Below are 14196 nucleotides of genomic sequence, written 5' to 3'. Positions count from 1 at the left end.
TGAATGAAACCGGCGGCGCACAAGCGCTGGCCTGAAGGTCAAAACGTGTTCGACGAGGTTGTCTGGCAATTCAAGCGGTGGGTTCAACGCTATCGACGCCTGCTTTCCAGCCTGCGCATGCGCGGCTGGGCGGGGACGCTCGAACGCGTGCGACAGCCCAGGCCGAATGAGGCCCCCGACACAGGGCCGGCGGTAAGCATCCCGGTGCCGGCCCCCGGCGCGCGCCGCATCCTCATCGTCGATGCGGTGTTTCCGGATCCCGAACGCGATTCCGGTTCCGTGCGCCTGTGCACGATGATCCGCCTGGTCGGCGAAATGGGCTGGCACGTGCATTTCCACGCCGACGAAGGACGTGCCACGCCGACGGACCTGCGCCAACTGTCCGCGCTGGGCGCGAGCGTCTGCGAAGGCGGCATCGTGCGCTGGCTGCGCGCGAATGGCGGGGCGCTAGACGCGGTGATCCTGTCGCGCGCGCCGGTCGCCGACCAGTACCGCGGCCTGGTGCGCAAGTTCGCGCCGCGCGCCCTGTTGATCTTCGATACCGTCGACCTGCATTTCCTGCGCGAACGCCGCGGGGCAGACCTGCTCGGTGATCCCGCGCTGCAAAGGCACGCGCAAGCGACGCTGCGTCGGGAACTCGAACTGATCGCCGCCTGCGACCTGTCGCTGGTGGTGAGCGAGGAAGAGAAGCGGATGCTTGCCGACCTGGCTCCGCGACACCGCGTCGAACTGCTCAGCAACATCCACCGCGTGCATGTCAGCGCCACGCCGTTCGAACAGCGGCGCGACCTGCTGTTCATCGGCGGCTTCTCGCACCCGCCGAACCTCGACGCCATGGTGTGGTTCACGCGCGAAGTATTGCCGCTCGTCCACCGGTCGCTGCCGGAGATCACCCTGCACGTCGTGGGCGACCTCACCCAGGCCGCCATTGCGCAACTGAGCGCCCCGCGCGTGGAGTTGCACGGACGCGTGGCCGATCTCAGCGCATTGCTCGACGGATGCCGCCTGTCGGTGGCGCCCTTGCGATTCGGCGCGGGCGTGAAAGGCAAGGTGAACACCGCGATGAGCCACGGGCTGCCCGTGGTACTCACGCCCATCGCCGCGGAAGGCATGCACGTTTCGCACGAGCGCGACGCGATGATCGCCGGCGACGAGCGCGAGTTCGCCGACGCAATCGTCCGTGCCTACCTCGATCCGGCGCTGTGGCACAGGCTGTCGGACGGCGGCCTGCAGAATGTCGCCACGCATTTCTCCGAAGACGTTGCACGACAAACCCTAAAGAACATCCTTCCACACTGATGCGGATCGCCCAACTCAATCGTCTCATCACGCGCCAGCCGGCCATCAAGCGCGGCCTGGTGCGCCTGGTCGCATGTTTTCCGGCGCTGGACATGTACCTGCGCCGCAGGATGCACCGCGACCATCACCAGCCCCCGGTGCTGTTGATGGAAGCGGCGCGACTTCCGGAAGAAGCCGCCGCGATCTACCGTCGCCTCAATGAACGCAAGGCCGGTCGCCGCGCATGAAGATCCTGGTCGACCTGCTGGGCGCTCAGACCCAGAGCCATCGGCGTGGCATCGGGCGCTATACGCGCGACCTGGTGCGCGCACTGCTCGACATCGTCGATGACCGCCACGAAATCCACTTCGCGCTGAGTTCGCCACTGGATGGGCCCAGCGATGCGCTGATCGCGGAGTTCGGCACGCGGGTATCGCCGCACCGCATCCACTGGCTGCGCCTGCCCTACGAAACGGCCGCCTACGACCCAGCCAACCAATGGCGCCGCTGTGCCGGTGCGCGCCTGATGCGCCATCAGCTGGAGGCGCTGCGTCCTGACTGGGTCCTGCATACCAGCGTCGTGGAAGGTTTCAGCGACGATGCGCTGGTGCCCGATCGACCGGTCGACGCGGTCCGCACCGCATCGGTCCTCTATGACCTGATTCCGCTGCATGTTCCGGAACTGCTTCCCGAGGCGAAGAACCGGGACTGGTACGAAGAGCGGTTGACCTATCTCAAGCGCTCCGACCTGCTGGTGGCGATCTCGGAGTGGACACGGCGCGACGCGATCTCGCTCGTGGGCCTGGAAGAAGACCAGGCGATCTTCATCGGAACGGCGGTCGACCCGCGTTTCACGCCGGCCGCCGCGACATCGCCCGCCGGCCCGTTGCTCAAGGCGCGCATGCAGATGCAGCGGCCTTTCGTGATGTACGCCGGCGGCTTCGACCAGCGCAAGAACGTCAACACGCTGCTCGACGCCTATGCGCGCCTGCCCGTTGCGCTGCGCGAGGGACATCAGTTGCTGCTCGCCGGGCACGTCGACCCGACCGCACTGGAGACGCTGCGTTTCGAAGGCAGGCGACTGGGATTGGGTGAGGATGACGTCCTCATCACCGGCTCGGTTTCCGACGAGGAACTCGCCTGGTTGTACGCAAGCTGCGCGCTGTTCGTATTCCCGTCGCTCATGGAAGGATTCGGCCTGCCACCGCTCGAGGCGATGGCCTGCGGCGCGCCGGTCCTGGCCAGCTCGGCGACGAGCATTCCGGAAGTCATCGGACGCGAGGACCTGCTGTTCAATCCGGATGATCCGGGCGAACTCGCGCAGCGCATGGCACGCGTGCTCAGCGATGCCGCTTTCGCAGCGGAACTGCGCGACTACGGTCCGCGCCGCGCAAGCGAGTTCGACATGAAGCGCGTCGCCGCGCGGATGCTGGCGGGCATGGAACGCAAGGGCGGCGAGCCGCCGTTGCAGGCCCGGCCGGCCGCGGAGCGCGTCGCGACCCAGACCCCGCACGGGCTGCCGTCGTGGTTGCCCGCGAGCGCGAACGCAGCGGCCGCATCGCCGCATGGCGCCCCCTCCACGAACGATCCCATCGGCCTGACCGTGCTGCGCACCGACACGATGCCCGTCGCGGCCGTCGCCGAGGCCGCGGCCGCACGGCCCTGCGTCGTCCTGCTTGGCGAGAGCCTGCGCAAGACAACGGCCGAAGACGCTCGCGCAGGTATCTACGTCGCGAGCGGCTACGCTGCTCTGGCAGCGGCCGATCGCAGCGGAATTCAGCCCGCGCTGTCGGCGTGGGCGCCGAGCCTGCGTGAGGCGGTCGCCATCGTCGCGCAGACGCCCGCGTTGGCCGAACAGGCCCGCGCGCTGCTCGGTGATGAGGGCCACCCGCGCGTGTTCGAAGCATCCTCGCGCTGGCAGGAGGACGTCGTGCACGAGTGCGGGACGTCGGAGCGGGCGCGCGAGGCACGGCTCATCGAGGACATCATCGCCCTCCCCGGCTCGTCCACCCACGACGATCTCGCGCAGATTGCCTATGGCATCGCGGCTTCACGCGCGACGCGCGGCGAACGCTGGTTCGTCGATGTCAGCACCATCGCCGTAAACGACATCGGCACGGGCGTGCATCGCGTGGTCAGGAGCGTGCTGCGTTCGTGGCTGCAGTCGCCGCCGCCGGGCGTGCGCATCGAACCGGTCCGCTTCGACCGGGGCAGTTTCCGTTATGCGCGCGCGTACACGACGAAACTGCTGGGACTGCCCGCGCTGGCATTGCAGGACGCCATTGCCGAACCCGCGCCGGGCGACATGTTCGTGGGTCTGGACTGGTCGCCCGAAGCGATTTCGGCCGCGCTCCCGCGCCTGCAGGACTGGCGGCGCGCAGGCGTGCGAACGGCCTTCGTCGTCAACGATTTGATGCCGATGCGGCTGCCGGAGTTTTTCCATGCGTACTCGCGCGTGGCGTTCGAACAGTGGCTCGGCCACATGTCGTCCGTGGCCGATGGCGTGGCATGCATCTCGCGCGCGACCGCGCAGGACTACCGCGCGTGGTTGCAGGAAGCGCAGCCGGCGTTCCAGTTCGGCCGGGCGCCGGACGTGGGGACGTTTGCGATGGGCGTGGATTCGCACGTGCTCGAAGGCAGCGACGGCGACCTGCGCCCCACGCTTCGCGATGCGCTGGCGAAGCGACCCACCGTGCTGATGGTGGGCACGCTGGAGCCGCGCAAACGCCACGAGGACGCACTGGACGTCGCAGATCGCCTCTGGGCGCGCGGGCTCGACTTCAACCTGGTGGTCGCCGGCCAGCGCGGCTGGCTCACCGACGCGCTGATCGCACGCATGAAGGCGCACCCGCGCCTGGGCCAATCGTTGCACTGGCACGAAGACGTGGGCGATCGCGAACTGGGTGCGCTGTATCGCAAGAGCACGCTGCTGCTCGCCGCTTCGGCCGGCGAAGGCTATGGGCTTCCGCTGATCGAGGCCGCGCGGCACGGACTGGCGGTGGTCGCGCGGGACCTGCCGGTGTTCCGTGAAGTGATGGGCGACAGCGCGCAGTACCTCGCCCCCGATCCCGCCCTTTGGGACGAGCCGCTGACGCGAATGCTGAGCGCCCCGCTCCCGCCGGCGGCACAAAGGTCGTGGCCGAGCTGGGACGATTGCGCGAACGAACTGGCGGCGTTGTTGCGACAGGTGCGTCGCCAGGGCGCTGCGTTCTAGCGCAACAAGATCGCCGACTCAGTTCGCGGCCGACGCCGCACGCAGGCGATCGGCGAACTCGCCCAGGCCGATGGCCTGCGGATCGAGTTCGCGCGCCGCGCTCAGCGCGGCCTGCGCGGCGGTCAGTTCGCCTGCGCCCAGGCGCTCGTCGCCGACGGCGATCCAACGCTGCGCCAGTCGCCTGCGCGCTTCGCGCAGTGCGGCGCTCTCTCCTTCCAGTGCGGCGCGGGCGTCCAGGCACTCACGGGCGCGGCGCAGGCGGTTGCCGCGCAATTCCTCTTCGAAACATCGGCGCGCCGCCGGCAGCAGTCGCGCCATCGCGCCACGCACGCGCGGATCCTGCGGCGCCAGCGCCTGGGCGGCACGCAGCTTGTCGAAGGCGCTCTCGCCGGGCGGTGTGAGCAGATCGCCGCGTCCTTCGGCCTGCGTGGCATCGGCCAGCAACTGGTCGACGCGACGCTTGCGCTGCGCCGAAGGCTCGCGCTGTCCGTAGCGCTGCTGCGTCTGCCGGGCCTGGGTGAGGCGCTGCTCGGCCTGGGCGATGCCGGGCGCCTGGAGCGAAATCGCGCGCGCGTCGCGCAGCGCGGCCTCGGCTTCGTCGAAACGGAAATCGGCGGCGTAGCGTTCGCTGCGCTCGGCATAGGCATTGGCGACGTGCAGCAGGCCACGCTCGGCGGCGCCGTCCTCGGGCATCGCGGCGAGTGCGGCGAGGTAGCCGTTCAGGGCGTCGTCGAGTCGGCCACGACGCAGGTCAGCATCGGCCTGGGTGCGGCGCTGCTCGCCGGCTCGGGAAAGTTGCGCCAGCGCATCGGGTAGATCCACATGCCCCGCGTCGGCGGATTGCACGCGACGGATGCGCGCGGACGCCTCGGCCAGTTCGCCGCGCGCCAGCGAAGTGCGCGCCAGTTGCAGCAGGTCGGCCAGCGTGTCCTCGCGGCCCTCCAGTGCCTCGGTGCGGTTGGGCTGCAACGCGAGCACGCGCTGGTACAGCGGCAGCGCGGTGTGCTCCGCCCCGTCCAGTTGCCCCGCCAGACGCGCGGCGGCGGCCTGCGCGAGCAGCGTGTCGATGCCGGCTTCGGCGGATTCGCGGGCACGCAGTTGCTGTTCCAGCGCTTCCACCTTCGCGCGCGGAACGGCCATCTCGCGTGCCAGGGCGATGAGCGTATGCGCCTGCGGGTACTGGCGCGCGCGGATGGCCGCTTCGGCACGCACGAGCGCGGCCGCGCCCACCTTCGCCAGCCCCTGCCGCGCCTCGTTGCGATCCGGGTCCAGCGCCAGCGCGGCCGCATACAGCTCGCGCGCACCGCGACCGTCGGGCGAGGTCAGCCGACCCTGCGCCAGCGCGCGAGCGGCATCGACCTGCAACTGCTGCGCCCGCGTCTCCGGCCAGAGCAGATCCGACAGCGGCTGTCGCAGCACGAACAGGCCCGCGCCCACCGCGCCCAGCGCCAGCATCGCCACCAGCCATGCCCACGGCCGGTTGCGCACCACCGGCACGGCGGGCCGGCGGGATGCGGGCTGGAAATCGTCCGGATCCCACGCGCCCAGCGTCGGCTCCACGCGCCCACCCGGCGGCACCGCGCCGTCGGACGGCGCGCCGGGAATGCGGTCAGGGTTGGGGTCTCGGGGTGTCGTGGAACTCACCGGGCAAGGATAACGCCCGGATGGTCGCCCGTTCGTCGCGCTTTCCTCGCGCGTTCAGCGGCGTTGTGCGTGCTCCACGCCCGGAAGCGCAGACAGCTTCCCCAACAGCGTCGACAACTGGCCGAAATCGCCCACCCGCAGGCGCAGGCCCAGACGCACGCGTGCGCCGTTGCGCTCGGTGTCGCTGCGGATGCTGACCACATGCGCGTTGCCCTGCGCGATCAGGTTGGTGACTTCCTTGAGCAGCCACTTGCGATCCAGCGCCAGCACTTCCACGTCCACTTCGTAACCGCTGCCCGCGCGCCCCCATTCCACCGGCAGCACGCGCTGCGGCTGCGCCGCGGCCAGGCGTTCGAACGACGCGCAGCCGGGGCGGTGCACGCTCACGCCGCGCCCGCGCGTGAGGTAGCCCACGATTGGTTCGCCCGGAAGCGGCTGGCAGCAGCGCGCCAGCTGCACCAGCAGATTACCCACGCCTTCCACGGTGAAGTCATTGGACTTGCGCGGCACGCGGCGCGGCGGCGGCGGTGTGGTGACGGTCGTCGTGGCCGGTGCCGCCTGCGCGGCTTCGCGGGCGCGTTCGTGTTCCAGCAGCGCGCGGCCCACCTGGTGCGGACCGATGTCGCCCAGCGCGACCTGCACGTACACCTCGCCGTCGCTGGCCAGGTTGAACTTCTCCCGCGCAGGGGCGAGGTCCGCGCCCAGCAAGCCGAGGCGGCGCAGTTCCTTGTCGAGCAGATCCTTGCCGGCGGATTCGTTGCGCGCGCGATCGAGCTTGTGGAACCACGCGCGCACCTTGTCGCGCGAACGGCCGCTGGCGAGGAAGCCGTTGGCCGCGACCAGCCAGTCGCGGCGTGGCTCGCCGGTCTTGGCGGTCATGATCTCCACGCGATCGCCGCTGCGCAGCTTGTGGTCCAGCGGCACGATGCGCCCGTCCACCTTCGCGCCGCGGCAGCGGTGACCGACCTCGGTGTGCACGTGGTAGGCAAAATCCAGCGGCGTCGCACCGGTGGGCAGGTCGATCACCTCACCCTTGGGCGTGAGCACGTAGATGCGGTCCTCGACCAGTTCGGTGTCGAACTCGCCCGCCAGCGACGCCTCCTCGCGCCCGGCCTCGCCGCCGGCCTCCAGCAGCCGCCGCATCCAGGCGATCTTGCGATCGAACGCCGCGTCGGCGCTGTGGCTGCCCACTTCCTTGTACTTCCAGTGCGCGGCCACGCCGAGTTCGGCCTGCCGGTGCATGTCGTGCGTGCGGATCTGCACTTCCAGCGTCTTGCCTTCCGGGCCGATCACCGCGGTGTGCAGCGAGCGGTAATCGTTGCGCTTGGGCCGGGCGATGTAGTCGTCGAATTCGCTCGGAATCGGCGTCCACGTCGCGTGCACCACGCCCAGCGCGGCATAGCAGTCACCGAGGCTGTCGACCAGCACGCGCACCGCGCGCAGGTCGTAGAGTTCGCCGATCGGCACGTTCTTGCGCTGCATCTTCTTCCAGATGCTGTAGATGTGCTTCGGGCGCCCGGCGATCTCCGCCTTCAGCCCCTGCGCGGCCATCGCCCCGCGCAGCGTGCGCTTCACTTCTTCGATGTAGCGTTCGCGATCGCCGCGCTTCTCGTCGAGCAGGCGGGCGATCTGCTGGTAGGTCTGCGGTTCCAGGTAGCGGAACGCGAGGTCCTCCAGCTCCCACTTGAGCTGCCAGATGCCGAGCCGGTTCGCCAGCGGTGCATGGATGTCACGGGTGAGCATCGCCAGTTCGCGGCGCTCGGGCTCGGGCAGGCGTTCGGCGTGACGCATCCGCGCGAGCTGTCGCGCCAGCAGGATCGGCACCACGCGCAGGTCGCGCACGATTGCCAGCAGCAGGCGGCGCAGGCCTTCGTTGCCGGCCTGGCCGTGACGCTCCGCGTGCAGTGCCCAGACCTGCTCGGCGGCGCGCTGGCCTTCCAGCAGCGGCGCCACGCCGGGGAAATCGCGTTCGACCAGGGTCCGCAACGAAGCTTCCCAGGCCGGGTTCGCATGCAGCAACGCGGCGGCCACGGTGTCGCCGTCGGCGCCGAGCAGCGCGAGCGCGTCGAGCATGCTCGCCACGACATCGGGCGGCTCGCCGGCCCCGTTCTGCGCCGTCGCCGCGGCCTGCTGCATCGCACGGCGCAGCGTCGCGGGAATGCCCGTGCTGGCGGGATGCGCCAATGCGTCATGCGGCAGGGAAGACGGTGTTGCCATGGCGGTGGAACGGTAGGCGACGCGGGGACGGTCTACACTAGCCCGCATCCCCCTGGAGGAACAGCGCATGACCCGCATCTCCCCGCCGATCCGCCTCCGCCTGGCCGCGCTCGCCGTGTCCGTGGCGCTGATGCCCCTGGCCACGACCGCACTGGCCCAGCAGAAGATCGAGCAGCAGATGTCCTACGAGCAGTTCAAGGCGTCGGGCCTGGACAAGCTGTCCGCGGCGGAGCTGGCGAACCTCAATGCCTGGCTGGATGGCAAGCTCGAGGTCGAGACGGCGAAGGCGGCCGAAGTCGCCAAGCAGGAGACTTCCGATGATCGCCGCGGCCTGCTCGAGCGCGAATCACGCGACCCGGTGACCGCGGCACTCGCCGGCGGTTTCACCGGCTTCGGCAAGGGCCGCAGCTTCACGCTCGATAATGGCCAGGTGTGGCAGCAGATCGACGACGCCTCGCTCAGCGCCAAGCTGGACAAGCCGCAGGTGCGCATCACGCCGAGCCTGGTGGGCGGTGCGTGGTACCTGTCGGTGGAGGGTTACAACACCCGGGCCAAGGTGCAGCGCGTCAAGTGATCCGCACCGCCTGACGTCCCTGCCCCATCGACCCGCGAGGTGAACCGATGCGTTGCTCCACGCTGTTGCTTGCGATCGCGATGCTGCTGTCTGTGCCGGCCCTGGCCGCGCAGCGCGACTACGTTCCCCTCGAACAGCGCCTGAGCGCGGAAGAACTGCGCGCGACCGGGCTGGACACGCTGTCGGCGGACCAGCTCGCGCTGCTCAACCGCCTGCTCAGCCAGGAGCGCGCCGAAGCACTGCGCGCCGCCGACACGCAACGCACGCAGGACGAGGCCGGAAAGCGCCCGCCACGCACGGCGGCGCAGGCGGTCACCGCCACCGTGCCGGGCCAGGCGCGCGGCTGGACGAAAGGACAGACGCTGCTGCTCGACAACGGCCAGCGCTGGCGCGTGCTCGACGGCGGCGTGAACTTCGCACGCCCGGTGAGCGACCCGAAGGTGACCATCGCGCCGGGTTTCCTCGGCGCGTGGTACCTGCGCATGGACGACGGCACGCCGCCGATCAAGGTGCAGCGCGTCGACTGACGCGCGTCAGCGACGCAGCTGCGACAGCCGCTGCGCCAGTTTCTTCGGCGACACGCCGCCGCGCGTGCCCAGTTCCTGCGCGAACAGCGACACGCGCAGTTCCTCCAGATCCCAGCGCAATGCCTGCCATTCGGGAGTGTCGTCCTGGCCGGTTTCTGTGGCCGTGGCCAACGCGTCGACGAACGGCTTGAGTTCGAGCATGCGCGCCTGGTCGCGCACCGGATCGCGCAACGCACGCTCACCGCGCAGCGCGAGTGCCTTCAGATAGCGCGGGTACTCGCGCAACGCGTCGGCCGGCACGCTGCGCAGGAATCCCGGCGGCGTCAGCGTCGCCAGGTGCGCGCGCATGTCGTCGAGGTTGCCGCTGGCCCATCCCATCAGCGGTGATTCGAGCTTGGCGCGTGCTTCGGCAACGGCGGACAGGATCGCCTCGGCCTGCTTGAGCCGCTCCATCGCATCGCCGAACAGTTGCTTGGCGATGGCGTCGCGGTGCGAGGCGAACGTCGCGGCATCGCGGATGTCGCCCAGCGCTTCTTCCGAGGCCAGCGAGGCGAACGCACCGTCGACGAGGTCCGCGCGCAAACGATCGCCTTCCCTGAGGCCGTCCGTGCGCGGCGCGGCCGCCTCGATCGAGGCGTAAAGCAGCCCCGTCTTCGGCGACACCGGCAGTTGCTTGCGCGCCTGCTTGAGCTTGTCCGCCAGGGCGATCGCGAGCAGCCGGCGCACGCCGCGCGGGTGTTCGCGCCGCGCGACGTCGCGTTCGGCGTGCACGCGCAACGACACGCTGTCGCCATCGTCGTGCAGCGCGGGATACGCGGGCACGCCGCCGGCGCCCGCCACCGACACGGGAATCGGCGCATCCGGGAACGTCGTCAAACCGCGTTGCGCCAGACCGTCCGCCGCCTTCGCCGCGAAGGCCGCCGCCGCGCGTTCGCCGAAGCGGGCGCGCAGATCGTCCAGGTCGCGCGATTCGGCCAGCACGGACTTGCCGTCACGGTCGAGCAGCCGCAGGTTCATGCGCAGGTGCGGCTCCAGTGCGGCCTCATCGAAATCGATCGCTGCGACCGCAACGCCACCGAGCTTGTGCAGGAAGCGCGCGAGTTCGCCGGTGATGCTGTCGGCGCCGGGCTGCGGATTGGCTTCGTGGAAGGCGCGGGCGAAATCCGGCGCCGGCACGAAGTTGCGACGGATCGTCTTCGGCAGCGTCTTGATCAGCGCGGCCGCCTTGTCCTGCACGAAGCCCGGTGCGAGCCAGCCCAGGCGCACCGCATCGAGGGCATTGAGCAGATGCAGCGGAACGGCGAGCGTCATGCCGTCGTCGGCCGCGCCGGGCTCGAATCGGTACTTCACCGCAAGCCGCGCGTTGCCCAGCGCGAGGTACGGCGGGAAACGCACGGCGTCGCTCTCGTCGCCGATCATCAGGTCGGCGAGCGACCATTCCAGTGCGGCCTTCTCGTTCGCGGGCAGCTTGCCGTACCACGCATCCAGCGCCTGCGCGTTGTGCACGTGCGGAGGCAGGCGGTCGAGGTACCACTGCGTCATCCAGTCCTCGTCCACGACCAGACCGCTGCGGCGCTGCTTGGCTTCCTCGTCGCGCGCCTTCGCCAGCGTGGCGAGGTTGCGCGGCAGGAACTGCGCACGCGTGTTGATCTCGCCCATCACCAGCGCGTCGCGCGCGAAGATCGCGCGGCTTTCTTCAGGAAACAGCGCGCCGTAATGCACCGGACGCTTGGGCGCCAGCACCAGGCCGAACAGGCTGATCTGCTCGCTGCCGACCACGCGTCCCTGCGAGCGCGACCAGCGCGGATCGTGCTGGCGACGCGAGAGCAGGTGCGAAAGCTCCGCGATGGCCCAGTCCGGTTCGATCGCGGCATTGGTCAGCGACCACACGCGCTCGGTGTCGAGCAGCGTCGCCGACAGCACCCACGGCGGTGGCTTCTTCGCCAGCGGCGAACCGGGGAAGAGCTGGAACTTGCGCCCGCGCGGGCCGTCGTACTGGCCACGATCGCCGCGCGTGCCGACCTGCGTCGGCAGACCGGCGAGCAGCGCCTTGTGGAGCGTGGCGTAGGCGGACTGGTCGAGCGCGCCTTGTTCGTTCACGGCGGCGCGCGATTCCTTCCAGTCCAACTCTTCGGCCATCAGCTTCAACTGCCGATGCAGCTCGCGCCATTCACGCATGCGCAGGAAACCGAGGAAGTGCTTCTCGCACCAGCCGCGCAGCTTCGACTGCGTGAGGTCCTCGTGCGCCGCGTTGTAGGCGTCCCACAGCTTGAGGATGCCAACGAACTCCGACTTCGCATCGGCGAACTGCGCGTGCGCGTTGTCGGCGGCGGCGCGCTGGTCGGCGGGACGCTCGCGCGGGTCCTGGATGCCCAGGAAGGACGCGATGACCAGCACCTCGCGCAGCACGCCGTGCTGGTTCGCCGCCACCAGCATGCGCGCCAGCTTCACGTCGACCGGCAGGCGCGACATCAACTTCCCGGTCGGGGTGAGCCGGCGTTCTTCATCGACGGCGCCCAGCTCGGCCAGCTGCTGCCAGCCGTCGGCGATCGCACGCGGATCGGGCGGTTCGAGGAACGGGAATTCCTCGATGCGCCCCAGGCCCAGCGAGAGCATGCGCAGGATCACGCCCGCCAGCGCGGCACGGCGGATTTCCGGATCGGTGTAGCGCGGGCGCGATTCGAAATCGGCTTCCGAATACAACCGGAAACAGGTGCCTTCACTGATGCGTCCGCAACGGCCCTTGCGCTGGTCGGCGCTGGCCTGGCTGACCGGCTCGATGTGCAGGCGATCGAGTTTGCCGCGCGGACTGTAGCGCTTCACGCGCGCCAGGCCCGGATCGACAACGTAGCGGATGCGCGGCACCGTCAGCGAGGTTTCCGCGACGTTGGTGGCCAGCACGATGCGGCGCTTCGGGCCGGGGTTGAACACGCGGTCCTGGTCGCGCACGGACAGGCGCGCGTACAGCGGAAGCACTTCGGTCTCGCGGTATTTGCGCCGCTCCAGCGACAGGTGCGCGTCGCGGATCTCGCGCTCGCCCGGCAGGAAGATCAGCACGTCGCCGCGCGGATCCTCGCGGGTGATCTCGTCGCAGGCGGCGACGATGCCGTCGTTGGTGGTGCGCTCGCCTCTCCCTTCGGCATACGTTGCAGTGGCCATCTCTGGCGCGACGCCACCGCCTTCGGAAGGCCCGGCCCGGCCATCCATGCCCGGTCGTTCGGAGGCGCGGCGTGCACTGTCGTGCCCGCCAGCTCGCGCCTCCTCACCCTCCAGCGGGCGGTAACGCACGTTCACCGGATAGCTGCGGCCTTCCACGTTCACCACCGGCGCGCCGTCGAAGTGCGCGGCAAAGCGCTCGGTGTCGATCGTCGCGGACGTCACGATGATCTTCAGGTCCTTGCGACGTTGCAGCAGCTGCTTGAGATAGCCCAGCAGGAAATCGATGTTGAGGCTGCGCTCGTGCGCCTCGTCGATGAGGATGGTGTCGTACTGCGAGAGCCAGCGGTCGGACTGGATTTCGGCCAGCAGGATGCCGTCGGTCATGAACTTCACCGCGGTCTGCTCGCCGACGTTCTCGGTGAAGCGAACCTGGTAGCCGACCGCGCCGCCCATCTGCGTCTGCAGTTCTTCGGCCACGCGACGGGCCACGGCGCGCGCGGCGATGCGGCGCGGCTGGGTGCAGCCGATCATGCCGGCGGCGCCGCGGCCGGCGGCCAGGCACAGCTTCGGCAGCTGGGTGGTCTTGCCCGATCCGGTCTCGCCGGCGATCACCACCACCGGGTGCGCACGAATCAACTCGACGATCTCGTCGGCCTTTGCCGCAATGGGCAGGTTGGGGTCGACGGGCGCCGCGGGCAGCGAGGCGGTGCGCGCTTCGCGCTGCGCCACCGATGCCGCCAGCGCCTGCGCGAATGCATCACGCGCGCGAGCGTCGGCGGGCTTGCCGCTCCAGCGCGACCACAGTCCGTGCAGGCGGCCACGGTCCCGGCTCAGCGCACCATCGATGGCGCGCCGGGCCTGGCGTAACGCATTGCTGACATCGGCCTGACTAGACTCCGCCGGGTCCATAGACTTCATCGATTGCACTGCCAGAAAGAATGTATTTCACGTCGCGGTCGACGCCGCCTATTGTCGCCGCAATGCCATGATCGAAGGGAGAACACCGATGGCCAAAGCCAAGAACACCAAGCCCGCCAAGTCCGACAAGACCCCGCTGACGCCCACGGCCTCCAGCCAGGCGATCGACATCGGCATCACCGCCGGCGACCGCAAGAAGATCGCCGAGGGCCTGTCGCGGTTCCTGTCCGACAGCTTCACGCTTTACCTGAAGACCCACAACTTCCACTGGAACATCACCGGGCCGATGTTCAACAGCCTGCATGTGATGTTCGAGGGCCAGTACACCGAGCAGTGGAACGCGCTGGACGAAACCGCCGAGCGCATCCGCGCCCTGGGCTTCAACGCGCCGGGCTCGTACGCCGAGTTCATCCGCCTCAGCTCCATCCCCGAGGAGCCCGGCCTGACCGAAGCGCCGGACTGGAAGGAAATGGTGCGCCAGCTCGTCGCCGGCAACGAGGCCGTGGCCCGCACCGCGCGCAAGGTCCTCAAGACCGCCGACGATGCCGGCGACGACCCGACCGTGGACCTGATGACGCAGCGCCTGCAGACCCACGAGAAGTACGCGTGGATGCTGCGCTCGCTGCTGGAGTGATGGCGGCGCGCCGCGTTTTCAAGCGTTCCTG

Annotated in this window: 9 protein-coding genes; 6 read left to right on the top strand and 3 right to left on the bottom strand. The window is 69.6% G+C overall.

The genetic code is table 11. The annotated features are described in order from the left end of the window. Window positions 1-45 precede the first annotated feature (45 nt). From AAFF32_RS08155 to AAFF32_RS08145, 3 genes are read left to right on the top strand one after another with little or no spacing between them, the layout of a single operon-like run. A complete protein-coding gene (locus AAFF32_RS08155) occupies window positions 46-1299 on the top strand; it encodes a glycosyltransferase family 4 protein (RefSeq protein ID WP_342317031.1) in 1254 nt (417 codons plus the stop codon). Continuing rightward, the gene (locus AAFF32_RS08150) at window positions 1299-1526 is read left to right on the top strand and encodes a hypothetical protein (RefSeq protein WP_216960005.1); all 228 of its coding nucleotides are present in this window, start codon (window positions 1299-1301) and stop codon (window positions 1524-1526) included. The genes AAFF32_RS08155 and AAFF32_RS08150 overlap by 1 nt, the downstream gene beginning before the upstream one ends. After that, the gene (locus tag AAFF32_RS08145) at window positions 1523-4492 is read left to right on the top strand and encodes a glycosyltransferase family 1 protein (protein WP_342317029.1); all 2970 of its coding nucleotides are present in this window, start codon (window positions 1523-1525) and stop codon (window positions 4490-4492) included. The genes AAFF32_RS08150 and AAFF32_RS08145 overlap by 4 nt, the downstream gene beginning before the upstream one ends. A gap of 18 nt (window positions 4493-4510) precedes the next feature. On the opposite strand, the gene AAFF32_RS08140 is transcribed toward AAFF32_RS08145, so the two are convergent. Beyond that, window positions 4511-6136 carry a hypothetical protein gene (locus tag AAFF32_RS08140; RefSeq protein ID WP_342317028.1) on the bottom strand — a complete coding sequence of 542 codons (1626 nt, stop codon included), beginning with the start codon at window positions 6134-6136 and terminating at the stop codon, window positions 4511-4513. A gap of 54 nt (window positions 6137-6190) precedes the next feature. Then, on the bottom strand, window positions 6191-8353 hold the full coding sequence (locus tag AAFF32_RS08135) for a bifunctional (p)ppGpp synthetase/guanosine-3',5'-bis(diphosphate) 3'-pyrophosphohydrolase (RefSeq protein ID WP_216960010.1): 2163 nt from the start codon (window positions 8351-8353) through the stop codon (window positions 6191-6193). A gap of 67 nt (window positions 8354-8420) precedes the next feature. Between AAFF32_RS08135 and AAFF32_RS08130 the strand changes: the two genes are divergently transcribed. Together AAFF32_RS08130 and AAFF32_RS08125 are read left to right on the top strand one after the other, a co-directional pair. Then, complete coding sequence (locus tag AAFF32_RS08130; protein ID WP_216960014.1) at window positions 8421-8927, top strand: hypothetical protein; 507 nt, start codon at window positions 8421-8423, stop codon at window positions 8925-8927. A 47-nt stretch (window positions 8928-8974) separates the two neighbouring features. Continuing rightward, a complete protein-coding gene (locus AAFF32_RS08125; RefSeq protein WP_216960017.1) occupies window positions 8975-9454 on the top strand; it encodes a hypothetical protein in 480 nt (159 codons plus the stop codon). Window positions 9455-9460: 6 nt separating this feature from the next. On the opposite strand, the gene hrpA is transcribed toward AAFF32_RS08125, so the two are convergent. After that, window positions 9461-13522: an ATP-dependent RNA helicase HrpA gene (gene hrpA, locus AAFF32_RS08120; protein WP_342317254.1), complete on the bottom strand. Its 4062-nt coding sequence runs from the start codon at window positions 13520-13522 to the stop codon at window positions 9461-9463. 97 nt (window positions 13523-13619) lie between these two features. On the opposite strand from hrpA, the gene AAFF32_RS08115 reads away from it, so the two are divergent. Further along, window positions 13620-14165, top strand: coding sequence for a Dps family protein (locus tag AAFF32_RS08115; RefSeq protein ID WP_216960020.1), 546 nt, complete (start codon window positions 13620-13622; stop codon window positions 14163-14165). Window positions 14166-14196: the final 31 nt, after the last annotated feature.

It is taken from the genome of Lysobacter sp. FW306-1B-D06B (genome assembly GCF_038446665.1).
In the GTDB taxonomy this organism is placed as follows: domain Bacteria; phylum Pseudomonadota; class Gammaproteobacteria; order Xanthomonadales; family Xanthomonadaceae; genus Lysobacter_J.
The sequence above is the reverse complement of the archived record's forward strand: the minus strand, read 5'-3'. Positions and strand labels throughout refer to the sequence as shown.